23 protein-coding genes are annotated in these 25,102 nt (G+C 35.8%); 19 read left to right on the top strand and 4 right to left on the bottom strand.

The annotated features are described in order from the left end of the window. Position 1: 1 nt before the first annotated feature. The 5 genes from ACTWP4_RS09870 to ACTWP4_RS09850 all read left to right on the top strand — a co-directional run bounded on the left by ACTWP4_RS09870 (position 2) and on the right by ACTWP4_RS09850 (position 7,580). Complete coding sequence (locus ACTWP4_RS09870) at positions 2-1,282, top strand: TRAP transporter large permease (RefSeq protein WP_443128598.1); 1,281 nt, start codon at positions 2-4, stop codon at positions 1,280-1,282. Between the two features lie 51 nt (positions 1,283-1,333). Further along, positions 1,334-1,900, top strand: coding sequence for an SDR family NAD(P)-dependent oxidoreductase (locus tag ACTWP4_RS09865; RefSeq protein WP_443128597.1), 567 nt, complete (start codon positions 1,334-1,336; stop codon positions 1,898-1,900). 454 nt (positions 1,901-2,354) lie between these two features. Then, positions 2,355-6,236, top strand: a complete 3,882-nt coding sequence (locus ACTWP4_RS09860) for a glycosyl hydrolase 115 family protein (protein WP_443128596.1) — start codon at positions 2,355-2,357, stop codon at positions 6,234-6,236. 618 nt (positions 6,237-6,854) lie between these two features. Beyond that, on the top strand, positions 6,855-7,337 hold the full coding sequence (locus ACTWP4_RS09855) for a DUF2975 domain-containing protein (protein ID WP_443128595.1): 483 nt from the start codon (positions 6,855-6,857) through the stop codon (positions 7,335-7,337). 9 nt (positions 7,338-7,346) lie between these two features. Further along, entirely contained in the window at positions 7,347-7,580 is a 234-nt protein-coding gene (locus ACTWP4_RS09850; RefSeq protein WP_443128594.1) for a helix-turn-helix domain-containing protein, read from the top strand. A 159-nt stretch (positions 7,581-7,739) separates the two neighbouring features. On the opposite strand, the gene ACTWP4_RS09845 is transcribed toward ACTWP4_RS09850, so the two are convergent. Then, the gene (locus ACTWP4_RS09845; protein WP_443128593.1) at positions 7,740-8,816 is read right to left on the bottom strand and encodes a glycoside hydrolase family 11 protein; all 1,077 of its coding nucleotides are present in this window, start codon (positions 8,814-8,816) and stop codon (positions 7,740-7,742) included. A gap of 329 nt (positions 8,817-9,145) precedes the next feature. On the opposite strand from ACTWP4_RS09845, the gene ACTWP4_RS09840 reads away from it, so the two are divergent. Together ACTWP4_RS09840 and ACTWP4_RS09835 are read left to right on the top strand one after the other, a co-directional pair. Further along, the gene (locus ACTWP4_RS09840; protein ID WP_443128592.1) at positions 9,146-9,550 is read left to right on the top strand and encodes a DUF6157 family protein; all 405 of its coding nucleotides are present in this window, start codon (positions 9,146-9,148) and stop codon (positions 9,548-9,550) included. A 60-nt stretch (positions 9,551-9,610) separates the two neighbouring features. Beyond that, positions 9,611-10,027: a VOC family protein gene (locus ACTWP4_RS09835; protein WP_443128591.1), complete on the top strand. Its 417-nt coding sequence runs from the start codon at positions 9,611-9,613 to the stop codon at positions 10,025-10,027. 110 nt (positions 10,028-10,137) lie between these two features. Here the strand turns inward: ACTWP4_RS09835 and ACTWP4_RS09830 are convergent, their stop codons facing one another. Next, complete coding sequence (locus ACTWP4_RS09830; protein WP_443128590.1) at positions 10,138-10,581, bottom strand: hypothetical protein; 444 nt, start codon at positions 10,579-10,581, stop codon at positions 10,138-10,140. 195 nt (positions 10,582-10,776) lie between these two features. Between ACTWP4_RS09830 and ACTWP4_RS09825 the strand changes: the two genes are divergently transcribed. From ACTWP4_RS09825 to ACTWP4_RS09800, 6 genes are all read left to right on the top strand, one after another. Then, the gene (locus ACTWP4_RS09825) at positions 10,777-11,445 is read left to right on the top strand and encodes a response regulator transcription factor (protein WP_443128589.1); all 669 of its coding nucleotides are present in this window, start codon (positions 10,777-10,779) and stop codon (positions 11,443-11,445) included. Beyond that, complete coding sequence (locus ACTWP4_RS09820) at positions 11,442-12,800, top strand: sensor histidine kinase (protein WP_443128588.1); 1,359 nt, start codon at positions 11,442-11,444, stop codon at positions 12,798-12,800. Before ACTWP4_RS09825 ends, ACTWP4_RS09820 begins: the two co-directional genes overlap by 4 nt. A 189-nt stretch (positions 12,801-12,989) precedes the next feature. Continuing rightward, entirely contained in the window at positions 12,990-13,901 is a 912-nt protein-coding gene (locus tag ACTWP4_RS09815) for an ABC transporter ATP-binding protein (RefSeq protein ID WP_443128587.1), read from the top strand. Beyond that, positions 13,898-14,605, top strand: a complete 708-nt coding sequence (locus ACTWP4_RS09810; protein ID WP_443128586.1) for an ABC transporter permease — start codon at positions 13,898-13,900, stop codon at positions 14,603-14,605. Before ACTWP4_RS09815 ends, ACTWP4_RS09810 begins: the two co-directional genes overlap by 4 nt. A gap of 1 nt (position 14,606) precedes the next feature. Further along, positions 14,607-15,335: an ABC transporter permease gene (locus ACTWP4_RS09805; RefSeq protein ID WP_443128585.1), complete on the top strand. Its 729-nt coding sequence runs from the start codon at positions 14,607-14,609 to the stop codon at positions 15,333-15,335. A gap of 20 nt (positions 15,336-15,355) precedes the next feature. Next, on the top strand, positions 15,356-16,615 hold the full coding sequence (locus ACTWP4_RS09800) for an erythromycin esterase family protein (protein ID WP_443128584.1): 1,260 nt from the start codon (positions 15,356-15,358) through the stop codon (positions 16,613-16,615). Between the two features lie 226 nt (positions 16,616-16,841). On the opposite strand, the gene ACTWP4_RS09795 is transcribed toward ACTWP4_RS09800, so the two are convergent. Then, positions 16,842-17,540 carry a GTP pyrophosphokinase gene (locus tag ACTWP4_RS09795; RefSeq protein ID WP_443128613.1) on the bottom strand — a complete coding sequence of 233 codons (699 nt, stop codon included), beginning with the start codon at positions 17,538-17,540 and terminating at the stop codon, positions 16,842-16,844. 461 nt (positions 17,541-18,001) lie between these two features. On the opposite strand from ACTWP4_RS09795, the gene ACTWP4_RS09790 reads away from it, so the two are divergent. Next, a complete protein-coding gene (locus tag ACTWP4_RS09790) occupies positions 18,002-18,805 on the top strand; it encodes a peptidoglycan-binding protein (protein ID WP_443128583.1) in 804 nt (267 codons plus the stop codon). 211 nt (positions 18,806-19,016) lie between these two features. On the opposite strand, the gene ACTWP4_RS09785 is transcribed toward ACTWP4_RS09790, so the two are convergent. Continuing rightward, a complete protein-coding gene (locus tag ACTWP4_RS09785) occupies positions 19,017-19,577 on the bottom strand; it encodes a DUF1697 domain-containing protein (protein WP_443128582.1) in 561 nt (186 codons plus the stop codon). Positions 19,578-19,723: 146 nt separating this feature from the next. On the opposite strand from ACTWP4_RS09785, the gene ACTWP4_RS09780 reads away from it, so the two are divergent. From ACTWP4_RS09780 to ACTWP4_RS09760, 5 genes are all read left to right on the top strand, one after another. Beyond that, positions 19,724-20,200, top strand: coding sequence for a DUF2975 domain-containing protein (locus tag ACTWP4_RS09780; protein ID WP_443128581.1), 477 nt, complete (start codon positions 19,724-19,726; stop codon positions 20,198-20,200). A 48-nt stretch (positions 20,201-20,248) separates the two neighbouring features. After that, positions 20,249-20,746 carry a hypothetical protein gene (locus ACTWP4_RS09775; protein ID WP_443128580.1) on the top strand — a complete coding sequence of 166 codons (498 nt, stop codon included), beginning with the start codon at positions 20,249-20,251 and terminating at the stop codon, positions 20,744-20,746. A 41-nt stretch (positions 20,747-20,787) separates the two neighbouring features. Further along, positions 20,788-21,210, top strand: coding sequence for a hypothetical protein (locus ACTWP4_RS09770; protein WP_443128579.1), 423 nt, complete (start codon positions 20,788-20,790; stop codon positions 21,208-21,210). A 1,268-nt stretch (positions 21,211-22,478) separates the two neighbouring features. Beyond that, a complete protein-coding gene (locus ACTWP4_RS09765; RefSeq protein WP_443128578.1) occupies positions 22,479-23,843 on the top strand; it encodes a glycosyltransferase family 2 protein in 1,365 nt (454 codons plus the stop codon). Between the two features lie 42 nt (positions 23,844-23,885). Continuing rightward, positions 23,886-24,854: an LCP family glycopolymer transferase gene (locus ACTWP4_RS09760; protein WP_443128577.1), complete on the top strand. Its 969-nt coding sequence runs from the start codon at positions 23,886-23,888 to the stop codon at positions 24,852-24,854. The last annotated feature ends 248 nt before the right edge of the window (positions 24,855-25,102 follow it).

The following is a 25,102-nucleotide window of genomic DNA, read 5'->3' as shown; positions in this document are numbered from 1 at the left end:
CGTGTTACTTGTAGCTGTTATCTTTTTTGTTTTACTTTTTCTGAATATGCCAGTAGCATTTGCAATCGGTGTTGCGAGTTTAGCATATTTTCTAATTGATCCAAATCTACCAGTTGAAATAACTGCACAAAGAATGGTTGCTGGAACACAATCATTTCCGTTATTGGCAGTACCTTTTTTTATTCTTGCAGGTAACTTAATGAATTCATCTGGTATTACAAAAAGGTTAATTAGATTTGCGAACGCACTTACCGGCCATTTAATGGGGAGCCTGGCGCATGTATCCATTGTGTTAAGTACAATAATGGGTGGGATATCAGGTTCTGCCAACGCTGATGCCGCAATGCAAAGTAGAATTCTAGGACCACAAATGATCAAAAGAGGTTACTCTGGTGGTTACTCTGTAGGGGTGATTGCTTTAAGCTCTTTAATAACAGCAACGATTCCACCAAGTATTGGTCTAATTCTTTATGGTTTCGTGGGAGGGGTTTCAATAGGAAAGCTATTTCTAGCAGGAATTGTCCCAGGTATTCTAATGATGCTCTTTTTAATGATTACCGCATATGTTATTGCTAAAAGAAGAGGGTATGACTCTGACACAGTAAGTAAAAGAGCCTCTTTTAAAGAAGTGATGATCTCATTAAAAGAAAGTATATGGGCATTGATATTTCCAGTCATATTAGTAGTTGGAATCCGTTTTGGTGTTTTTACTGCTTCCGAAGCAGGTTCATTTGCAGTAGTTTATGCTTTAGTGGTTGGTTTCTTCATATATAAAGAATTAGATTGGAAAAAATTTAGACAATCAATTGAACAGTCAGTTATTGATAATGCTTCTATACTTTTAATTATATCAGCATCATCCATCTTAGGTTTTCTAATTACGTATAACAGGCTTCCTCAAAATGCAGCTGATTTATTATTAGGTCTAACTAGTAGTTCAACGCTGTTATTATTATTAATTTTGTTATTCCTTGTTATATCTGGGATGTTTATCGAATCTACAGTGTTAGTGCTATTACTGACACCAATTTTCTTGCCCATTGTTACACAAATAGGGGTAGATCCAGTGCACTTTGGCATATTAATGATGACAATTGTTACCTTTGGTGGAATGACTCCACCTGTTGGAGTGACAATGTACACAGTTTGTTCTCTAACGGATGTCTCGGTTGAAGATTATGTGAAGGAAGCGTTTCCATTCATGATGGGTGTAGCTATTCTAGTACTACTATTAACATTTGTACCGTCAATTGTGTTGTTTATACCAGAATTATTTATGTAATTTCATTATCCTAACTGAAAAATAGTTTTAAGTAAGAAAGGGGGAGATTGCATGTTCTCATTTGAAGATAAGGTAGTTTGGGTGACTGGAAGCAGTACAGGTATTGGAAGAGCTATTGCCATAGTATTTGCAGAATACGGAGCAAAAGTAATTATTCATGGTAATTCTAATTTAGAAGAAGCAGAGAAGACGTTAAATACTATTAAGGAAAAAGGGGGGGAGGCGCTTCTTGTAACTGGTGATGTCACTCAAAGGGAACAGGTGAATCATATGGTATCTGAAATTAAGTACCATTTTGATCACTTAGATATATTAATTAATAATGCGGGAACTATGGTGAAACGTTGCAAAATAGAAGAATTGGAACAAAAGGATTGGGATAAGATTATAGCAATTAATTTAAGCTCTATTTTCCATGTAACGCAATCCGCCTTACCTTTGCTAAAGAAACAGGATAAGGCTCAAATTATTAATATGACCTCCCTTGCTGCCCGAAATGGTGGTGGGAAAGGAGCAGTTGCTTACGCTGCTGCAAAAGGTGGAGTAAGTACGTTCACTAAAGGATTGGCAAAAGAATTGGGAGATTACAATATTCGTATTAATGGATCTTGCATCTGATTATGCCAGTCATGTCACAGGGGAAATAATTGAGGTTAATGGTGGTCTATTAATGGATTAACACCATATAAAAAGACATTTCTTTGCTTTTTGAAATGTCCTATTAATATGTATGCTAGAAAAGGACGAAATATACCGAATATAAAAACGAATAAACAGTTTTTTGGTAAGAGTATGAGTAAATAGATTTTAAGGTTTGAAATGACAATTTTAAAGGAGGTGAGAGTTACAAGTTTCTTATTTATGAGTTTAGTTCGCTTTTCTTAGGATGAGTATTCTATGTAGCCTTAATCCATTTAAATTTTATTGTAATAACGTGGATGAATCTATGTATTGCAAAATAATGGTGGAAAAGCCTTACATAGTAATTCCATATAGTACAGAGTTTGTCCTAATTTATAGCTAAAATTGACTCAATAGAAGTAAAGTAAACAAATATAGGAGGGGACTACAAATGAAAAAAATGGTTAGTTTGGTTCTAATATTCTCCTTAATTTCATCTATGATCTTGGGGAGTACCAATTTAGAACATGTTAATGCAGCGACTAACAGCGGTGTAGCAATTGTAAAAGATGGAAAAGCCGCTACGGTATATGTAGATCAAAATGGAGAGGATTATGATGGTCTCAGTCGCGTTGCGCAATCATTTGCTAACGACGTTAACTTGGTTACAGGGGTAACACCCACAGTTGCAACGGATGTAGAACAATTAAATGGAACAGCAGTTATCGCTGGATCTATTGGAAATAATAGTTTAATTGATTCTCTTATTGCGGAAGGTAAGATAGATGTATCGGGCATTGAAGGTAAATGGGAATCATTCAAAATCCAGGTTGTGGAAAACCCGGTTGAAGGAGTAGAAAAGGGTATTGTTGTAGTGGGGAGTGATAAGAGAGGAACAATCTTTGGTATTTATCACATCTCTGAACTAATTGGTGTAAGCCCTTGGGTTTTCTGGGGAGATGTAAAACCAGAAACTAAATCCGAATTAGTAATTGAAGAAAATGAGTTAAACTTCACCTCTAAGGAGCCATCAGTAAAATACAGAGGTATTTTTTTGAATGATGAGTGGCCATCCTTAGGGTCATGGGTAACAAAAGAATATGGCGGCTTTAATGAAAATTTCTATGAAACTGTATATCAACTAATCTTGAGATTGAAAGGTAACTATTTATGGCCGGCTATGTGGAGTGCAACATTTAGTGAAGATGGTGAAAGTGAACCAATTGCCAATGCTAAACTAGCTGACGAATATGGAATTGTTATGGGTACTTCTCACCATGAGCCACTGTATCGGGCGGGGGTAGAATGGCAGGATGTGTACCAAAATTATGGAGATAGTAACGCATGGGATTTTACGGAAAATGGAGAGGCGATCACTAAATTCTGGGAAGACGGCGTAAAGCGAAATAAAGACTTTGAGAATTTGACTACTCTAGGTATGCGAGGAGAGGCTGACTCTGCGCTTGAGGGGGGCATGGAACCTAACATCAATTTATTAAAGGATGTTATTACAACTCAAAAAGGTCTATTAGAAAAATATGGTATACAGGATGAACCGCAGGTACTGACTTTATATAAAGAGGTAGAAGAGTATTGGCATGGTTCTGATACAGTAGAGGGGTTAAAACATTGGGATGTGCTTGATGATGTAACTATCATGTTAACTGAAGATAATTTTGGAAACGTTCGCACACTTCCGCCACAAGAAAACAGAGATCGAGAAGCTGGTTGGGGTATGTACTACCACTTCGATTATCATGGGGGACCTCGATCTTATGAGTGGGTGAATACAGTTCCAATTGAAAAAGTCTGGGAACAAATGTCTATGGCATATGATTATGGTGTGAAAGATGTATGGGTTGTTAATGTTGGTGATTTAAAGCCGATGGAATTACCAATTTCGTATTTTATGGACTTAGCGTATGACTTTGAAAAATGGGGTACGAATGGAAAAAACAAAACAGTTGAATATACCAAGCAGTGGGTTGAACAACAATTTGGACATGTTGCAGATGAGGAAACGATTGATGGGATTGCGGATGTATTATCAGACTATACAAAAATGAACGGAGATCGCAAACCTGAAATTACGTATGCGTCCACATACAGTAACTCAAATTATAATGAAGCAAATAGAGTATTGGCTGAAGCACTTGCCTTAGAAAATAATGCAAAAAAATATTATGATTTAATGCCAGAATCTTACAAAGATGCTTACTACCAGCTAGTGTATTATCCAGCGGTTGCATCAGCAAATGTGAAGAAGATGCAAATCTTTGCAGGGTTAAATAATAAGTACTTTGGCTTCTACAACCAGAGCGTTCTTGCGAATTATTATGCAGAACTGACAAAGAAAGCTATTGAGGCAGATGAACAAATGCAATCTTATTATAATAACTCCATGTCTGATGGGAAATGGCAAGGAATGATGAGTTCGCCACACATCGGATATACTGCATGGAATTCAGAAGGGTGGACATACCCAGAAGTAAGCTATATAACTCCTAAAGAGGGTTCTTCTATGATTGTAGATGTAGAGGGAACAAATAGAGGGTATATTTCAGGTACAGCAGAACTACCTGCGTTTACAAATATAGGAAAAGAAACATATGCAATTACTATTAGTAATGGTGGCAAGCAAGAGTTTGATTACAACATAGACACAAATGCTGACTGGATCCAATTAGATGAAAAGAAAGGAACTGTCCAAGTTGGAAAGACCATTTATGTATCTGTTAATTGGGATGAAGTATCAGAAGCATCAGATGGTGTTATCACTATTTCTGGAGCAGGTGAAACGGTAGAAGTGAATGTTTCAGCTGAAGTGAAAGATACTAGTGAACTAGAGGATATGACATTTGTTGAGACACACGATGTAGTCTCTATTGAAGCAGAACATACATCAAGCCGTACTTCAAAATCTGGAGTAACATGGGAAACGATTGAAAATTATGGACGTACTTTGTCTTCTGTAAAAATGTTTCCTACAACGGTATCCTTTACGGATGTAGAAGAGGCACCGTACTTAGAATACAAGGTGAAAGTTGAGGAAGACGGTGAATATACTTTAACATCTTATATAGCACCGACTAATAATCTAGCTGTTGATAGTAGATTAAAGTATGGGGTATCCTTTGACGAAGGTACACCAGTTATAGGAGATGCATTGCCAGCTGATTTTATTGCAGGAGATAATAGTAATAATGCGTGGAATAACGCTGTAATGAACAATATACAAGAATCGACTACGACGCATACATTGACAAAAGGAACACATACCTTACGTTTCTATGGATTAGATGCGGGCTTGGTATTACAAAAGCTTGTATTGTCCAAAGAACCACTTCCGTATTCCTATTTTGGACCTGAAGAGAGCTATTATAAAGGTCAAACTGTAACAACTGAAAGTGATCTAAATCTCCAACCAGATGAAAATCACTCAGAATTTGATCTGTTCCCTGAAGGGAATATGGAACCAAAAAGACCAGATTGGGGAAGTGGCGCTTTTATTGAAAAAGATGAGCAAGTTATGATTGAGGCTGAAATAGCCCTTGAAGGTACAGAAAATGCCAGTGTAACTGCAACCCCAAGTCATACTTGGTCAAAAGTAATAGGTCAATCCTATGATGCTATGAAGATCACACCTGATAGTGGTGGCGCATGGGTAGACGTAGAAGTCCTAAATGAAACTAGTCCAAAACTTGCCTATAAGATTGATTTCAGTAATACGGGAAGCTATAATGTTTGGATTTTAGGTAAGGCAACTAGCCGTACAAGTGATTCTATTCATGTAGGATATGATGATCAGTATCAATTTTCGAATACAGCTCTTACAGTCTCCAATGAAATGACTTGGATGAATTTGGGAGGTCTAACTATCGATACTGCTGGCTTACATGATTTGAATTTCTGGCCAAGGGAAGATGGAACTGTAATTGACAAAGTCTATTTAACAACAGGTGATCAAGATCCTACTAGTGTGGAGTTAGACGTTTTACGTCAAAACCCACCAGCAGGAGGCGGTGAAACACCAGGAGACGGTGAAACACCAGGAGACGGTAAAACACCAGGAGACGGTGAAACACCAGGAGACGGTGAAACACCAGGAGACGGTGAAACACCAGGAGACGGTGAAACACCAGGAGACGGTGAAACACCAGGAGACGGTGAAACACCAGGAGACGGTGAAACACCAGAAGACGGTGAAACACCAAATGATAAAGACAAAGAGCTCCCTGATACAGCAACTGGTATATTTAATTGGTTACTGTTTGGTGGCGTGCTACTTATATTAGGTGCAATTCTATTCGTGTTGAAAAGAAGAAAAGCTTAAAAAAGACAGAAAAAGGGCAAACATTCATGTTTGTCCCTTTTCTCATGCGACAGAATGCATTGAGAAATCTAATGGAATATAGGATAGATGAATATTACAACCGGCTGAACGAAGTCTCAAAGAGATGTAGTGAATCTGATTAACTAAGAAATCAATCTTTATCATGGCCATTAAGATGATTACAATGGAAAGTTCTTATAATGTCTCTAATCTCGTTTACTTTCAATGATTTGGAATTAAGGTATCAGGTGGAGAGATTATCCCCTTTTGGAAATGTCATGCCATTTAGTGCAGCCATCGGAACTAAACTTAGAGCTATTTTACAGTCGTTACGGAAGATTAGTAAGACTTTAAAATGACACTAATAAATAATAAAAAGAATATAAATTTCTAAAACAGGTGCAATGGAATAATATTGTGCCTTTTTTATTTTAAATTTATTTTCTTTAAAAAACCTAACAACAAATATTTATTGACAAACGATAAAAGTTTAATTAAAATCAATAATGACTCTGCAATGACATTTTTATGTTCTATAAATGGATTGAAAATGATCTCACTGTAAGGTGGAAATTAAAATCAAAAAACAAATACCAATTTAAAGGAGAGGTGTTTTATATGAAGAAAGGTTCTACTACGTTTTTAAAAATTGTTGTTGTGATGATTGGATTGGCAGTGCTTGCTTTGTGTGTTGTGGTGTTACCAATGGTCGCTATAGATGTAGCGGACGGTCCTACGTTTGCTAAGGTGGTGATCTATTCTATTTTAACCGGTATGTATGTATCGGCAATCCCGTTTTTTATGGCACTATATCAAGCACTAAAACTTTTAAGCTATATTGATAAAAACACAGCTTTCTCTGAATTATCGGTTAATGCTTTAAAAAATATCAAGCACTGTGCATTTACCATCAGCATTATTTATACGGTGTTCATGCCGTTCATTTTTATTTTTGGAGAGAAGGACGATGCGCCAGGTGTTATCTTGATTGGAATGGTCTGCATTTTTGCATCCTTTGTTATTGCAGTCTTTGCTTCTGTACTTCAAAAACTTTTAAAAAATGCAATTGATATCAAATCTGAAAATGACCTAACGGTGTGAGGTGAAAATATGGCTATTATAATCAATATTGATGTGATGTTAGCAAAGCGGAAAATGAGCGTGACGGAGCTATCGGAAAAAGTAGGTATCACAATGGCGAACCTTTCTATTTTGAAAAATGGAAAAGCAAAAGCGATTCGATTTTCAACGTTGGAAGCAATATGTAAAGCCTTGGATTGTCAGCCAGGAGATATAATTGAGTATCTACCTGATGAAGCAAGCGGGGATATTGATAAGGATTAATAGAATTTAATACTGGAATGGATATCTATGGTCTTGTTGGGTTGCTCTTTTGCTTTCTTCAAATTTAATCTGTTAATCACAAGAATCCCAGTGGAAAAGCTCCCACTGGGATTTTGAATGAAGAAATGACCATAATACAAATGAGCCGCTTAACAGTTTTTAATGGATCTCTAAATAATCAATGAGAGCATCCCATTCTCCGTTATCGGATGTTACAACGAGCTCAACCTCTTGATTTCCGGTTCCATGGCTGACGTTGTCTATCGTATAGACTGCAGGATAGCTCCCACCGAAATAGAAGGTACCTTTCGTCTGTCCACCGATTTTTAGATCTACTCTGGCCATGTTGGAGTTATTAGATGCGCCACGAAGTGAAAAACTATGTGTATCGTTTGCAAAATATTGTGTGTATTTGACCGAATCATTGTTGGCGTATAAAGCAACTCCATCGAACGGTGAGCTAATATTTCCGGTATATTGACCACTTTTGGTCATATTTTCAGCCTCTACTCTCGTAGTGCTTCCATCGCCATCATCACCGCCAGAGCTTCCTCCGATAGTTAGTGTATTACTATACACATCAGCACTTCCACTACTTTGATAGCCTTCTACCGTAAGTGCGACTTCATGCATTTTACCCATTTCCATCCCTAGGTTTTCCCATGCTTTAAAGTGTTCGCTAACAGATATCGTTCCGCTCGTGCGTTTTGATCTCCGGACACTCCAATACTGTTGAAACGTTGCTGTACCTATTATAGATGGTTGATTGGTTCGAGTAGTTTCATAAATGTCATAGGTACCACCATCAACAGTGATGGTGCCTTTTGCTGTTCCACCTGGTGGACGCCAGCTGCCCCAGCTATCGACAATATAATATTCTACAAGCGGGTCTACCGTCCATCCATAGACCGTTAAATACGAATTACCGTTGGGCTGATAGTTTGCCCCATAATTTATGGAAATGTTACCAATCTGTTGGTGTGTCTGTGTCTGATCGAATTTCTTACCTTTACGGAATAATATATTATTGATATTATTCCATTCAGCACTGAACGTACCACCACTATTGAGTGTCATACTTCCAGATCCACCGCTGTCCTTCCAAAATTCATAGTCGTAGCCGTCATGGGTGCCAGTTTCATTGTTGGTGATCGCAGCATTTACAGTTACTACTGGAAATGTGAGCGCAAAACAGCATAACACTGCAAAAAATAACCTCATACTTTTTTGTTTCATTTGTAATTCCTCCTTTTTTGGTTAAATTGTTACTAGTCCCTACAATGATGCTGTACAACCTATAACATTCTGCGTCTTACTTTAGTACACCTCCTCCTTTGGATTTTTGTAAGCGGTTTCTTGTTGTGGTTTGATAATACCAAAATTTTCAAATTAATTTAACCATCAAAACTATATATGATATTTAAGAAATTAAAGTTTTAATAGTAGGATATATATAAGATAGCATTCAAAGGAAGGAACTGGACCTAAATAACAAAGTGATTTTGAATGCAGTATATCTAATAGTCTGCTATTATTAGGAAAATGCATTAGGAAAGGAGAAATGGATGGTTTACAAAAACACTTTCATTTCGATTTCAGAAGATTCGACAGTAACCTCAGCTATTGTGCCTCAGCCAAGAAATCACAAACCTACTATTGCTTCAATTGAGTATGACTTAATCAGTAAAAATCCTTACAAATATACACAAGAAGATGTGCAATTTAAAACTTATTTGATTAAAAACGAAATAGAATCTAATAACTTAGAAGAATTAAGAGAGCAATTTTTTCAAAAACCCAAAGCATGTTTCAGAGCTTCTCCGTTGGTTAAGAAATTTGGTTGGGGAATTCACTATGATGATAAAGGAAAAATTGCCTTATATGACGTTAGTAGTGAAACATACAATAAATTTCTCCAAGCAAATAATATCACTCTATTAAAAGGTATGCGTTCGAAGAGGAAAAAATAGTAAGGTCCTATATAGATAAAACTAGTAAATCAGTTGAGATAAAGGAGGAATAATTAAATCATGAAACCGAGAATTACTGTAATTACATTAGGAGTACAAGATTTACAAAGATCTGTGAGATTTTATCAAGAAGGTCTAGGTCTACCAACAGAAGGAATTGTTGGTGAAGAGTTTGAACATGGTGCTGTTGCGTTTTTTGATTTACAGAATGTGAAGTTGGCACTATGGGGTCGACAAGATATTGCTCATGAGGCGAACGTTCGTCAAACTTCACCGAACCCTACTGAATGTACAATTGGACACAACGTAGGTAGTAAGGAAGAAGTAGATTTGGTTATGGAACAGGCCAAACAAGCAGGTGCAGTCATTTCAGACCCAGCACATGATACTTTTTGGGGTGGCTATTCAGGACATTTCCAAGACCCGGATGGCCATCTGTGGGAAGTAGTTTGGAATCCACATTGGGAATTAGACTAGGTTTCACATGAGCGTCATTTCATTGAAATGGCGTTTTTTTAATAGGACAAGATAGTATAAAGGGAACAGGTGTCTAGCTCCGAATGCCCAGAAATCAGGAGACTTAGCTTCTATGTAAAAATGAAGGTGACCGATAAATTTATCAAGAGTGAGCAAAGATTTGTAGAATAAACTAAGAGATAAACGACAAAACCATCAAGGAAGAGCAAAGATTTGTAGAATAAACCAAGATAAACGACAAATCCAACAAGGAAGAGCAAAGATTTGTAGAATAAACCAGGATAAACGACAAATCCAACAAGGAAGAACAAAGATTTGTAGAATAAACCAAGATAAACGACAAATCCAACAAGGAAGAGCAAAGATTTGTAGAATAAACCAAGATAAACGACAAATCCAACAAGGAAGAGTAAAGATTTGTAGAATAAACCAAGATAAACGACAAATCCATCAAGTGGGAGCAAAGATTTGTAGAATAAACTAAGATAATCGCCAAATCCAATAAGGATGAACAAATCTATTACTTTCAATAGCTTTATCACGGCGTTAAACATCTGTTATACCCCCACTGATCACTAGCCTCACTTTATCTATCTAATCTCAATTGTTAAGCTCACAGTGATTCCTTTATCTCAGTTGATTCTGAAGTCGCTACGTTTCTAAACGGGCGCTCTGGCTTTTCTTATTTATCTATTTCTAAAATATGTTAAAATATATGAAGCTATTTTCTCAGGTAGAGGAGGAGAATCATGTATCGGGTCCTGTACATAGAAGACGAGTCAGAAATAGGCAGCTGGGTTTCAGAGGTTTTACAAGAAAAAGGATATGAAGTAATATGGCTTACTTCTGGTGATAAATTGAATCAATATGTATCGATGGTGGATATTGCAATACTAGATATTATGTTACCGGGTTTAGATGGATTCTCCATTGGAAAGCGTATAAAGCGGGAGAGTGCAGATTTACCTGTTATTATGCTCTCTGCTAGAACAGCGGTTGAGGATAAGCTGGAAGGACTGAGCTTTGCTGACGATTATATAACGAAACCATTCCATCCAGAAGAGTTAGTAGCCCGAATAGAGGTAATGCTTCGAAGGTTTCAAAAAAATGACGAAGTATTACATATTCAACATTTAGAGATTTATCCAAAAGAGATAAGACTTATTCATAAGCATACAAATGAAGAAATTCAATTAACTGGAAAACAATATTACTTATTTCAATATTTTCTCCGCCATGTTAATCAAATTTTAACAAAAGAACAACTCTATGAAGGAGTTTGGGGAGAGCCCTATATGGAAGGGGATAAAACATTGATGGTTCATATTCGGCATTTGCGCGAGAAGATTGAAATAAATCCTGCAAAACCGACGATTATCGAAACTATTCGAGGTATTGGATATCGGGTGAGAACATGAAAAAGTTCTTTCGGTCGTTATTGGCCAAATATATGCTTATTATTGTGCTAGCACTTTCCATTGTTCAAATTGCTTATATGTTTATTGTTATACTAATAACAGAAGTGGCAGATAATATCGAAAGTGCCTATACGTCAGATGAAATGGATTATGAACAAATAGAAGAAAATTGGCACAAAGATGCTAATATGCTAAAAACAGAAGGAGACATTTCAGAACATTTTGCAAAATGGAAAGATCAGTATCCTGATGCTTCAATGTTCTGGGTCGACCAGAGTGGAACACTGCGTAAAACGACGGAAGAAAGAGATAATCTTCCCACTGAATGGACATCCGCTTTTACAGCAAAATTTATTAAAGAAAGATATGGCGAAAATCCGTTTACCGTGATTGCTTTTGTAGGGGAAAAAGATACGAATGGCTTTGTTGTATTTGAAATTAACAGGGAAGTTTTTCAACCACCTTTTCAAACCGCATTTGATCAATATTCTAGTTGGTTATTTTTTGGCACCCTTTTTCTTGTACTATTTTTTATCTTTGTTTCTTTTCTATTTTTCCGCGGGATTCGCAAACGCTTATTACAGTTACAAGAAGCAATGGAAATCAGGGATGTTGATGAATTACCAATTCAAGTCCATGTGAAAAAACAGGATGAAATTGGGCAATTAGAAAAGACTTTTAACCAAATGGTGTTCGAATTAAGAGAAAGTAAGAAGCGTGAACAAGAGGAGGAACAATTAAGAAGAGAATTAATTGCTAATTTATCACATGATCTGCGAACCCCACTTACAAAAATGAATGCACAGACATTTAAAATTGCGAAGGAGGAGGTGTCAGATGAAGCCAAACAAGCAATATATGCCTTGGAATCATCCGTTGAAGATATCGATAAATTGGTGGAGAATCTGATGTCTTACACGTTGCTAATGGCGAGTAAATACAAATTAGATTTACAAGAAGTGGATATCGTTCGTTTTGTCCGAGAGAGTATCGCTACCTGGTATCCAGTATTTGAAAAAGAGGGATTTGAAATAAATGTTGAGCTAGCCCCTTTGCATGATAAAATGTGGCATGTTGATCCAATTTGGCTAGGACGTATACTGGATAATCTATTACAAAATGTATTACGTCATGCACATCAAGGTCGTTATGTTGAGTTGCGAACGGAATCGACCGAGAGCTATGATGCGATCGTGATACAAGATCAAGGTAACGGAATGAAAGAAACATCTAATACAGCAGGTGCAGGTATTGGTTTATCGATCGTCGATATGATGGTCAAAGGAATACAGTTAGATTGGGAAATTCAATCTAGTAACAACGGAACGACAATTAGAATTAAGAAAAACAGGTAAGTGTTATAAGGTGATCTCCATCCTAGCGGAGATCACCTTATTTTAATGAGAAGGAAAGTACCCCACTTTGCAAAAAACTCCACGATACTTACTATACACCTCACACCATAGATTTTTAAACAAAATTTAAACTTCCACTATACCTTCCTTTAACCTTCATTAGTTAAGCTAGTTTGTGAGGTGATCAGAATGGAATATATTGTTCAAACAACTAATCTTTCCAAAAACTTTGGTAAAGAGCTTGCGGTAAATGGCGTTGATATTCAAATTCCTAAAGGAGAAATATATGGTTTTCTAGGATCGAACGGAGCGGGTAAATCAACAACTATTCGAATGCTACTTGGGTTGATGAAGCCTACTTCAGGTAAAGTAGAAATATTCGGAAAAGACTTGAAGAGGGAACGAATCAACATCCTAAAAAAAGTAGGATCATTAGTAGAGAATCCTTCCTATTATCCGCATTTGACTGCAAAAGAAAACCTGGAAGCTATTAGAAAAATAGTTGGAGTTCCTAAAACTAGGATAGAAGAAGTGTTAAAAATTGTCCGTTTGCAAGATTCGGCAAATAAGAAAGTAAAAGGCTTTTCATTAGGGATGAAGCAACGATTAGGAATTGCTGCAGCTCTTTTAAACAAACCAGAACTGTTAATTTTAGATGAACCAACGAATGGATTAGATCCTTCCGGTATTATCGAAATCCGTGAATTAATTAGAAGTTTACCAGAGGAATATGGCATGACTATATTAATTTCCAGTCATCTACTATCAGAAATCGATCAAATTGCCACAACCGTGGGAATTATTACAAAAGGGAAAATGATTTTTCAAGATTCTATTGAAGAAATGCGTATGTTTGCACAGCAACATATTAAATTGCGAGTAAGCCAACATGAACAGGCATGGCGCGTCTTACTTGCTAATGGAATAAAGGCAGAGTTAGAGGAAGGAAATATTCTTTTATCAGACCGTACCGATCAAAATGTAGCTGACGCTATTCGATTACTCGTTCAAGAGGATATTTCCATATATCGTGTTGAAGATGACAAAAAGTCCTTAGAAGATATCTTCCTACAAATGACGAAGGAGGAGCTTGCTGGATGATGCAGTTGCTACAAGTAGATCTATTGAAAATGAAGCGAAAAGGTATGTGGTTCTTAACGATTTTAGGACCGGTTGGTGTGGTTTCATTACAAATGGTTAACTATGGTGTCAGAAAAGATTATTTATTACAACAAAGTAACGATTATTGGGGATATTACCTGAAGAATATTAGTACTTTTACGCCACTTGCTATTGTTTTAGGAATCGCGATACTAACTTCATTCATGGCAAGTATTGAAAATGAAACAAATGCATGGAAACAGTTAGTAGCATTGCCAATTTCAAAAATGTCTGTATATCTGTCTAAATTTACCGTTCTTTCTATTATGTTCTTGCTATCATCTTGTTTACTGATGATATTTACACTTGCATATGGAATGTTTCTAAACTTTGATCAAGAAATTCCAATGCTAGAAGTACTTAAATATAGCTTCTATCCATTGCTTGCAGCATTACCAGTTCTAGCTTTACAGTTATGGGTTGCTACAGTAAGTAAAAATCAGGGAATTCCCATTACTCTTGGAGTGTTAGGTGTTATATTTGCCTATTCCGCTTTCGTTTTACCAGATTGGATGATTTGGAAATGGCCATCATTAATGAACGAATGGGATGCACCGATAATCAATGTATGGTTAGGACTAAGTTTTGGGAGTTTGCTATATATTGTTGGAATGTTTGATTTTACCAGAAGGGATGTCAAATAATATGTTAGCAATTTTACAATCAGAATGGTTTAAGCTACGTAAATCAAAAATTATTGCTATTCTTTTTGTTGGACCACTCGTTGGCCTGTTTAGTGGATTAACAGGGAATATAGATGTTGGCGAGCAAATGAATCAGTGGTACACCCCCTTATTTTTAATGAATTTCACTTATGCTATATTGTTTTTGCCTTTGATAACAGGAGTATTAGCAAGTGTTATATGTCGATATGAGCACCAAGAGGGTGGTTGGAAACAATTATTAGCCTTACCGGTAACGAGAGGGAAAGTGTTTCTCACAAAATATGTACTGCTTCTTCTATTAATCTTATTTATTCAACTACTCTACTTAGGGGCGATTTATATAGCTGGGATGATTGAAGGTTATACAGATCCATTTCCATTTACAATCGTGTGGAAGAGTATCATAGGCGGCTGGGTAGCGACAATGCCGTTAGTAGCTTTACAGTTATGGCTATCCATCTTATTTAGAAGTTTTGCCGCTCCTTTTGCTGTGAATGTTATTTTTACATTACCGACTATATTAGTGGTGAATTCAGAGCGTTTCGGACCGTATTACCCATGGGCACAACCATTTTCAATGATGTATGTTGGTGGAAGTACAGACGATGTCTTCTTCATTCCGTGGGATCAATTATTAACAGTAGTGGGCGGAAGTTTTCTTGTCTTTTTTCTGTGTGGCTACATTTATTTTCAGAGAAAACCAATTTAATAATTAAGTGAGGTTAAATAATGCGATTATGTAATAAAAAATATCTACTGCTTGCTTTTATTCTCATTTTCTTATCAGCTTGCAGTAAGGGTGAGCCATTAGAACAAGCATCACAATACATTGAGTCTGTGAAACATATAGAAGTACCAGATGATGTGCAAATAATCGGGTTAGGCGAGGCAACACATGGTAATGTTGAATTTCAAGAAATGAAGCAAGATGTATTGGAAGCGTTGATGCAAAATAATAATGTTCGTATCTTTGTACTTGAAGCGGATTTTGGTGGTGGCCAGCAAATTAATCAATTCATATTAGAAAGTAGTGGCACCGCCAAAGAAGCAGTCCATGCACTTGATTATGATATTTATAAAACAGATCAGATGGTTGAATTTGTTCAATGGATGCATGACTATAATGCATCCGCGAGTGAAGATGAGAAGATATTTTTCTACGGAAATGATATGCAGAGGTATGATTATAGTAAGGAAGGCTTGCTAGATTATTATGAGATAGTAGATGCGGGGCTGGGAGAGAAATATAGAAAGCTACTGGAACAAGCGTCTAATGATAAGATGCGTGAATTATCAGAGCAAGAACTGATAGAGATAAGCGAACATATCGACCAAATTATAGTGAATTTACAAAAGAATGAGACACAATATGTCAACTTATCCTCTGATGAAGAGTATGCATTTGCTTTACAATATGCACAAGTGATAAAGCAACGAACGGAACTCTTTTTAAACGAAGACCAATATCTTGACCTTCGTGATCAGTATCTAGCAGAAAACCTTGAATGGATTGTCAATTTTGAAGATGCTCGAGGACATGATAAAGTGCTTATATCTGGACATAATGGTCATATAGAGAAAACATCTGCTTCATCAGCTGGCTACCGGTCGATGGGAAGCTATCTGGACAAACAGTATGGTTCACAATATTACGCAATTGGAACAGACTTTATCACCAGCGAATTTCAGTCAAAAAAAGGGAATGCAAAGGAACGTGAAGTATTTAAAGTTACTAATCACAATGAATTAGTAGATGCATTTAGCGAAGTAAATCAGAATATGTTCTTTGTCGATTTTGAACAAGCAAGTCAGTCAGAAGAATTACAGACCATATTATCAACTGAGCAACGAATGGCTAATATTGGCGACCAATTTAACTTTTGGTATAAATTTGCTAGTATGTTCTATACGATTAAAATGACTCCAAACGAAGCATATGATGGCATTATTATCGTAAAAGAGGCAACACCAACCGAAGTCAAAGAATGATAAAATATGCAGATTCAATCATCCCGTAGGAGTTGAAGTGGGCAGCCGGAGTGGTTTTTTAGCAGTAAAGACATGTCAATATTACCACTTGATAAAAAATCAGTTCATACACATTATTCACCTCTTATGCATGAATGAAAAAACCAAACGATATCGAACACTATTCGATTAATCGTTTGGTTTTTACTAATTATAAAACACTTTTGTCCCAGTCTCTAAAATCGTATTATGATTTATCCTCATTTTCAGCTAACAATGATAAAAATTCGGGAGGAAAGATAACTGGTTTTTCCTCATTACCATGAAGGTGATCGGCTTCTTTGAGTTGATTTACTTCCTTGTGGATTCTCTCCATTCGTTCATCTAATTCATTTGCAGTTTCAGCAGCATCTGTTAAATCATCTCGCAATTCTTTTGGGATCGATTTATTATACTTATAGTAGATTTTGTGCTCTAAGCTTGCCCAGAAGTCCATTGCGATCGTTCTAATTTGGATTTCAGCATAAACGTTTTCTACCCGGTCTGACATAAAAATGGGTATCTGTACGATAAGGTGAAGACTTTTGTAGCCATTTGGCTTCGGATTCTTTATATAATCCTTTTTTTCAATTAATGTAATATCTTTCTGTTCAGTCAGCATATCAGCAACTCTGTATATATCTGTTACAAATGAACAATTTATCCGAATTCCGGCAATGTCACGGATCTTCTCTCGGATTACCGGAAGGTTTAAAGGTAAATCTTTTTTTTGAACTTTTTTGAAGATACTTTCAGGTGATTTGACACGTGATTTCACATGTTCAATTGGGTTGTAATCATGAATTTGTTGAAATTCTTGTTGTAATATACTAATCTTTGTACTTACCTCTTCTACTGCGAACTTATAGGCCATCATAAATCGTACCATTTCAGTTTTCCAATGCATGACATTTTTTAGCTCTATTGAAGTGTGTTCCAAGTTGTGAAATCTCCCTTCTGATTCACCAACATATCTATTTAAAGTATTATTAATAGTTTAACTAAATCTATTTCTATTATCATCAAGTATTCAGTTCAAGTCAAAGAAAAGAATGAGGAAAAAGTGTGAAAAAACTGTGGTGTGGATAGTTGGGGGGCGGTATTAAAATCACAGTTATAAATTGTCCTTAATCCCCAGTTGAGGGGTCCTTACTGGTAACATTCCCCACAACTAATGAATCAATAGCTACTGAATTTGAAGCATGTATTATAAAATAACCTCTATTTTCACGCAGACCATATAGAATGCATTATTTCAAAATAATGGCTGATAGAGGGTCGAATGTTGTGATTGTTCATTTTACATACAAGAAATAATAGTTTCTCTCGAATTCTTTTATGTAAAGAAAAAACGGGGAGGATTATTTTATGTTAAAAAGAATGAGAAACATGTTTCTAGTTTTTGTAGTAGGAGTCTTAATGATGATTATAGCTCCTACATTTACAGAAGCTGCGATGGGGGATCGTACACTAGCTAATGGATTATCAGGATCAGATGTTTCCGAATTACAAGATTACTTGATGACAAAAGGAGTGTTTCCGTACCATACGTCGACAGGATACTATGGTGACATTACGGAAGAAGCAGTCAGGGATTTTCAGCGTAAACGCAATTTGAAAGTTGATGGGATTGCTGGTCCGCAAACGAATCATGCAGTCCAAGTGTTACGGTATGGCAACATAGGGAAACAAGTTATTCATATTCAATACCAGTTGAAGGAGACAGGTCACTACAATTCAAGTATAGATGGTATTTATGGTTCTGGCACAGTGAGTGCAGTCAAGAGTTTTCAAAAACAACAAGGTCTAGCAGTCGACGGAATTGCAGGGCCGAATACAAGATCAGCGTTGGACAGTTTAAGTAAGCGTGGTTCAGCTGCTGGAAAGACATTAACTGTGGAAAGCACAGCTTATACGGCAGATTGTGATGGTTGTTCAGGCGTGACAAAGATGGGGCTTGATTTAACGAAATATCCTGATGCGAAGGTGATCGCTGTTGACCCTAGTGTCATTCCTCTAGGATCTATTGTTAAAGTAGAAGGTTATGGAGTCGCCATTGCAGCGGATATAGGCGGTGGTATCAATGGAAATTCAATCGATGTTTTCATTCCTAACCGTAACGATGCCCTCCAATGGGGACGTAAAAACGTACGTGTAGAAATAATTGAATAGTTTGCAACAGCTGACCCACTCCATTTTTTTGTACTGGGTCAGCTTTTTTTATAAATGGAATCCTTAGCTAGGTTAAGCGGCGTTTTTAGAAGCTTTAAAAAATCAAAATAAAAGGAATACGTATTTTGCATATTCCTTTGCGGTAATAGACTTTAAACGCATTATTGGGCGACCTCCCGAGAGTCTATAAACAAAGAATGAGTGTTTAAAACTAGGAGTCTCCTTTGTTTACCATTGTGGTTAGCTTATTTAATGTTTTCCAGTTACGTACTGTTACAGGGACTCCTAATTTCTGAAGGTTATTTGCTAACTTGGAACTTCGAATACTACGATGGAATAAAAGATAGATGTCTCGACCTTTAACTTGGAAGTTTTCATGCTCGGTTTTGTAACCATTTAAACGTTCAATGTCTTTTTGAGAAGGAATTTTTGGCAATAAAGCCACGTATAGACTTTCGACTTCTGATGAAGCTTCTGCATCCGACACGGGTTTCTCTGTGAACGGGCAATTTCCAGTAATCTGATTCAACTCTGTAGATGTTCTCAAAATAACACTGACCGAAAAGCCGAATTCCTCTTCAATCTTTTTCTCTATTTGTTCCTTCAATAGTTCTTCACTTTGATTCGATTCAAACAAGACATTTCCACTTTGAATGTAAGTTTGCACTTTGTTAAGGCCCATTGTTTCAAGAGCGTTCCTCAATTCGGCCATTTTGATCTTATTCTTTCCGCCTACGTTAATACCTCGCAACAGTGCAATATAAATCGTCATGTAACCATCTCCTATATTCCAAATTATACAATTTTAATTAACGGATTGGAAGGTATATCGATGTTATGATTTTTGATAATTTTTTATTGATAAACGATAAAATATGTATTAAACTAAATAAAAAGTAAACCAAGTGAGGTGTTCTTGTGAACCGGAGAGCTTTTCTTTTTTTGAAGATAACTGTATTTCTTATCGGAATAAGCGTTTTATTCCTACTATTTTTTATTTTACCTCGGTTAGCAAATGAAACTGCTCAAAGATTTACAGAGTTTGCTTATTTGCAATATCCTGTTTTAATTGGTTTGTACGTTTCGGCGATACGTTTTTACTTTGCTCTATATCAGTCATTTAGGCTCTTAATTTATATTGAAAATAAAATTGCCTTCTCAGATTTTTCTGTAAGAGCAATAAAGTATATAAAATACTGTGCAATTTCCATTGGAATACTATATGTGTTAGGTATGATGTTTCTTTTCTCCCAAGATGCTTTACACCCAGGTATATTGATAATGGGGGTTATCATTATGACTGCATCCTTTGTTTTTGCACTGTTTACAGATGTACTCAAAGTACTACTTCAAAGTATTTTGGAGATCAAAACAGAAAATGATTTAACAGTCTAGATGAAAATGAGGTTAGCATAGAGGGAGAGGTAGATCAGGTTGTATAAGTTGAGATTTTTATTTTTATTCTTTCTAATTTTTTTAGTAGGTTGTGACCTAACCTCTAAAGAAATGACGGAATTCTATGATCAAACACCAAGTGTTGATTTAGCTGAAGAAGCTATTAAATCTGTGTCCATAAATTCAGACGAAAATAAGGTCATTGAAGTATTCGGCAAGCCAAACTTTATAGAAACGATTCAAAGGCCAAAGTCCCGCTATTACATATACGGAAAAGATAAGACAGAATATCATGTGGGGTTCCGCTTAGCAAATGGAGAAGTTAAAAGATATTCTATATTAAGTAGTGAGTTTACTACAAGTAAGGGGATTGGAAAAGGCGATAGTAAACAGGACGTGCTTCAAGCATACGGAAAGAATTATTATGAAAGAGAAGAAACTGGAGCAAATATAATTGGTTATATCGATAAAGTACATAAGATTAATATTGAATTCGGAATGAGTGGAGATCAAGTCAACGGAATCATTGTACTAGAGAACAATTAAAGCAAATGTGTGTCTTTTAGCTGGATGGAGGGGAAGTAAAAATGAAAAAAATATGTTTGATAATATCGTTTATTTTTTGTAGTTTTACGATAATTGGTTGTCAATCACCAAAAGAAAAAATGTCCCCATTGGATAATATAACCGAAATTTCAATTTCAAATTCTGAGGGGTATGGAGGATTAAATGAAAATTACTTTGCCATTTTACATAAGAGAAAAGTAATATCCATTTTTGAAGAAGTTATGAGATCAACAAAAAGAGAGGTTAACGGAGTCAACGCGGAAAACCCAGATTATGATATATTAGTTCGATATGAAGATGGTAGTACGCAGGGGCTTCATCTCATTCTGGGAGAAGAAGATGATGAAAGTAAACTTTTGTATATTGGTCATGAAAAACTGACTTTCTCTGTCAGTTCAGAGGGAACACAAAAATTAAGGAAAATTATAAATACAGCAGGTTAAAATCAAGTTTTTATGATGGTTTTATCAATGACTATGATTTAGACTGATACATAGTAGGCTGTATTAGGAATATTATTTGAGGATTTCCGCCTATATCTAAATTAAAGAAACCGAGTATTCGAGAATGTGACGTGAATTGCTGAATAAACACTGAAATATTAGCTTCGTGTCTTGGCTAACCGTCGAACAGGACAAACGCTTTCGTTATTATGAAGTGTTAGATACAGCGGCAGTAAATGATGATTATGACCCTTTTATGATTTTGTGAAAAATTATGAACACATTGAATATAAAAAACACTTAAAATTAATTAAAAGGAAACAGGATTTAGATGGGCCTGAATTATACCAAATAGGAAGGTTGAAAACATTGCCTTCCTATTTGGTATACCTTTCACAAATTTTTAAAGCAACTAATAGTTATTTTTCGAAAAGGCAGCTTTAACAGATAGAATAATTTCTTGATAACAAATTAAAAACTATGTCGAAATACTCTATTTAAAATACATACATGTTATAATAGGCTTATCGATAGATCGACTTCATATGAGGGGTGGCGTACCGATTTCCCTTTCTTGAATGCTTAGTCAAGAAAGGAGGTGACGCCTATGGATATCGAGAACGTATTAACACTAATGATCTCTTTTGGGATGTTAGTTGCGTTTATCATGTCCGATAAAAACAATAAAAAATAACCCCTCATATGCTTTGCCAGGCTCTGAGGGATTATTATTCTCTTGAGTGCCGCCCCTCTTATCGGGGATCGGTCTATTGTAACCGTAGACGTTGCACCGTCTACGGTTTTTAATATGCTATGTCAATTCTATTTATATTATACCACATTTTTTTAAAAACCACACATTAAATCAGAAAATTCCCCTAATAAGATACATTAAGCTTTTGTCCTTTTGCTCTTTTTTCCTTAAATTGTTTGTATTGTAAGGTTCCTTCAAACTTGAAAAAACTCAAATTGTGGGGATGTGCGAAACGAAAAATAGTCATAATAGCAAAAGGAATAAAAAACCAATATTAGCGTAATTTCTTTCTATTACTATCTTTCTAAACTCTTAATAATTTTAAATTAAACATACCGAGTCAGGAAAAATAACCCATTATTCTAGAATTGCTGTCAGGTAAGTGATTTATTTAACAATTAGTAGGTAATAGGTTTAGTTTTTTGTAATAACTATTGTAAAAGGGAGGCTATTGTTGGCAAAATATGTTGTAGTATGTTGCAACATGTCACTCTAAAGAAAGGGGATTCTGTTCTTGGAAACATTTCTTTTTATTCTGTTCTACATTTGTATATTTTTTCCAATACTTCATCTACTCCATTGTTTACCTTGGTTTCGTGTACAGGGAGAGAATGATAGAAGAAACCCCAAGTCAGAGAAAGGATTAAGTATATTAATTCCTTGTTACAATGAAGCAGGAATTATCAAAACGTCGGTAAATAGCATGAAATCACTCGACTATCAAAACTTTGAGGTGATTTATGTTAATGATGGATCGTCAGATGATACATATACACTTTTACATGAAGATTTAGAGCTGGAACAGTGCTGGAAGACACCACTTAATCGTTTGCCACATCAGGAAATTAAAAGTGTCTATCAGTCTAAATTATGTCCTAATATCTTTGTGGTGAATAAAGTGAATGGCGGCAAAGCAGATGCATTGAATGCTGGCATCGAATATTCGTCAAATGAATTAGTCGTAACATTGGATGCGGATACCATATTAACAGAATCAGCACTCCATTCTATCAATAATAAATTTGATGATGAGGATGTCGTTGCTGCAGGTGGTATGGTACATGTCTTGCAAACAAAGACGTCAAATCCATTGAACAAGCTTACGCTAGCTAAAACTAATTTCCTCCTTGGTGTGCAGATGCTTGATTTTCTTAAAGCTTTTTATGTGACGAAGATATCACTGGCACGTTTTCAAGGATTGGCAATCATATCGGGTGCTTTCGGTATTTTCAAAAAAGATTTACTGGTCAAGGTTGGCGGATACAGGTCGTCTGTAGGGGAAGATATTGATATAACTCTCAAAATTCAGCGATATATCTCGAAAAAGAAAAATAACATGAAAAACAAAAAAATTGCACTAATTACTGATGCTATAAGTTATACGGAATTACCTGAAACATGGAGAGATTTATTTAAGCAGCGAATACGCTGGCAAAAGGGGTATGTTGATTGTCTAGTTCATTTTATACCTTTTCTATTAAAAACCGTATTGACAAGATCTGTTTCCTTTTTCTACGTTGTGGAATCACTTATTGTTGCAATTCTAGCTGCCTATGTAACAGTAGGGGTCTTCATGTATAATGCAATCGTTAATTTTTCTCTGTCATTAGCTAGTTTTGTATTGCTTTATTTAGTATATATTATTGTATTTAATTTAGTATATGACATTTTGGCGATATTACAGGTAAGACGTTATGGCTTTACTTTTCAGAAAAAGCAAGGTTTACGACTATTCAGCACGATTCTTTATGATGTTTTTATTCATCGGTTCATTATCATGTATTTTATTTTGTATGGAAGTATCGCTTATTTCTTTAATAGAGACTGGAAAAAGGTTAAACGAACTGGAAGAAATTACGAAACAGATATGGCTTCATAGCTTATAAACGCATGATCATTTAAGGATATAGGTGAGGACAATATGAACAAAGACAAATTTAAAAAGATAATTCTAATAATCATAACTGCTTTCGGTGTGCTCCTCATTACTACAGGCGGTTATGCATGGCATACATTTACATCAACCATTACGACTATTCAGGAAGAGATTGATGATAAGAAAAGTCAAATACGTCTGGAAAAACTTGATTTAGAGGCAGGTGAACCTATAAGTCTTTTATTAATTGGAGTGGATAAACCTGGGTCAAACGGTGACTCCAATCAACGTTCAGACACACTCATTTATGTTACTTTAAATCCAAAGACAGAAACAACTCACATGGTGAGTATTCCGCGTGATACTTACACAGAAATGGTTGGAAATATTAGAAATGACAAGATTCCAGATTCTGCTGCTTTAGAAGGCGCAAAAGATAAAATCACCCATTCTTATGCTTTTGGTGGTACTAATATGACTGTCCAATCGGTGGAAAATTTCCTTGATGCGAGAGTGGATTATTTTGTGAAAGTGGATTTGGGAGGGCTTGAAGATATTGTAGACGCAGTTGATGGCGTTGAAGTAAACAACAGTTTTGCATTTAAGTATCATGGAAATAATTTTAAAAAAGGTCCTATTCACTTAAATGGAGAACAAGCAAAAGAATATGTACGTATGAGAAAAGGTGATCCACGAGGGGACTTTGGCCGTCAGGAGAGGCAACGGTTGGTCATTAAGGCAATCCTTGAGAAAGGAACATCAATGACAGGTTTAACTTCATCTATTTCTAATTTTAGAGAAATACTAACTGCAATAGAAGATAATTTCCGAACCAACATGGATCTGGAATCTATGTGGGATATACAGAATAACTATCGTAACGCATTAAACAATATAGTAGAACACGAGATACCTGGAAAAGATGGAGAAATTAATGAGACATATTACTATATGCCGGATGAAGAAAAGGTTCAGGAACTTTCTAAGAAATTAAATAAACAGTTAGAAGAATAGCAATACGAACGTTTAAGAGATCTTAGATTAAGATGTAAAGGGAAATAAGAGTACTAGCTATAGGTGCTCTTATTTCCCCTTTTCTATAATTATTCTGAAATTCAGTAATATAATCCTGTCCTTTTTGAAATTAATAGGTAAATATGATTGATTTTTAACATGAAAGCTTAGATACTTATGATTTTGGGTAATCTATTCATATGAAGAAGAGGAATTTTATAGCAATTATCCTGCAGGGAAAAAGGAGG

This window comes from Gracilibacillus sp. D59 (assembly GCF_052246695.1).
GTDB lineage: Bacteria > Bacillota > Bacilli > Bacillales > Amphibacillaceae > Gracilibacillus.
This window is presented reverse-complemented; position numbering and strand designations above follow the sequence as displayed.

What these genes read in the sequence shown, in the direction of transcription:
- ACTWP4_RS09825 (WP_443128589.1), top strand. Translation starts at nt 10,777, where the DNA reads ATGTATCGGGTCCTGTACATAGAAGACGAGTCAGAAATAGGCAGCTGG.
- ACTWP4_RS09830 (WP_443128590.1), bottom strand. Translation starts at nt 10,581, where the DNA reads ATGTTTAACGCCGTGATAAAGCTATTGAAAGTAATAGATTTGTTCATC.
- ACTWP4_RS09845 (WP_443128593.1), bottom strand. Translation starts at nt 8,816, where the DNA reads ATGAAACAAAAAAGTATGAGGTTATTTTTTGCAGTGTTATGCTGTTTT.
- ACTWP4_RS09800 (WP_443128584.1), top strand. Translation starts at nt 15,356, where the DNA reads ATGCGATTATGTAATAAAAAATATCTACTGCTTGCTTTTATTCTCATT.
- ACTWP4_RS09855 (WP_443128595.1), top strand. Translation starts at nt 6,855, where the DNA reads ATGAAGAAAGGTTCTACTACGTTTTTAAAAATTGTTGTTGTGATGATT.
- ACTWP4_RS09760 (WP_443128577.1), top strand. Translation starts at nt 23,886, where the DNA reads ATGAACAAAGACAAATTTAAAAAGATAATTCTAATAATCATAACTGCT.
- ACTWP4_RS09770 (WP_443128579.1), top strand. Translation starts at nt 20,788, where the DNA reads ATGAAAAAAATATGTTTGATAATATCGTTTATTTTTTGTAGTTTTACG.
- ACTWP4_RS09805 (WP_443128585.1), top strand. Translation starts at nt 14,607, where the DNA reads ATGTTAGCAATTTTACAATCAGAATGGTTTAAGCTACGTAAATCAAAA.
- ACTWP4_RS09820 (WP_443128588.1), top strand. Translation starts at nt 11,442, where the DNA reads ATGAAAAAGTTCTTTCGGTCGTTATTGGCCAAATATATGCTTATTATT.
- ACTWP4_RS09835 (WP_443128591.1), top strand. Translation starts at nt 9,611, where the DNA reads ATGAAACCGAGAATTACTGTAATTACATTAGGAGTACAAGATTTACAA.
- ACTWP4_RS09790 (WP_443128583.1), top strand. Translation starts at nt 18,002, where the DNA reads ATGTTAAAAAGAATGAGAAACATGTTTCTAGTTTTTGTAGTAGGAGTC.
- ACTWP4_RS09810 (WP_443128586.1), top strand. Translation starts at nt 13,898, where the DNA reads ATGATGCAGTTGCTACAAGTAGATCTATTGAAAATGAAGCGAAAAGGT.
- ACTWP4_RS09785 (WP_443128582.1), bottom strand. Translation starts at nt 19,577, where the DNA reads ATGACGATTTATATTGCACTGTTGCGAGGTATTAACGTAGGCGGAAAG.
- ACTWP4_RS09865 (WP_443128597.1), top strand. Translation starts at nt 1,334, where the DNA reads ATGTTCTCATTTGAAGATAAGGTAGTTTGGGTGACTGGAAGCAGTACA.
- ACTWP4_RS09815 (WP_443128587.1), top strand. Translation starts at nt 12,990, where the DNA reads ATGGAATATATTGTTCAAACAACTAATCTTTCCAAAAACTTTGGTAAA.
- ACTWP4_RS09795 (WP_443128613.1), bottom strand. Translation starts at nt 17,540, where the DNA reads ATGCATTGGAAAACTGAAATGGTACGATTTATGATGGCCTATAAGTTC.
- ACTWP4_RS09840 (WP_443128592.1), top strand. Translation starts at nt 9,146, where the DNA reads ATGGTTTACAAAAACACTTTCATTTCGATTTCAGAAGATTCGACAGTA.
- ACTWP4_RS09860 (WP_443128596.1), top strand. Translation starts at nt 2,355, where the DNA reads ATGAAAAAAATGGTTAGTTTGGTTCTAATATTCTCCTTAATTTCATCT.
- ACTWP4_RS09850 (WP_443128594.1), top strand. Translation starts at nt 7,347, where the DNA reads ATGGCTATTATAATCAATATTGATGTGATGTTAGCAAAGCGGAAAATG.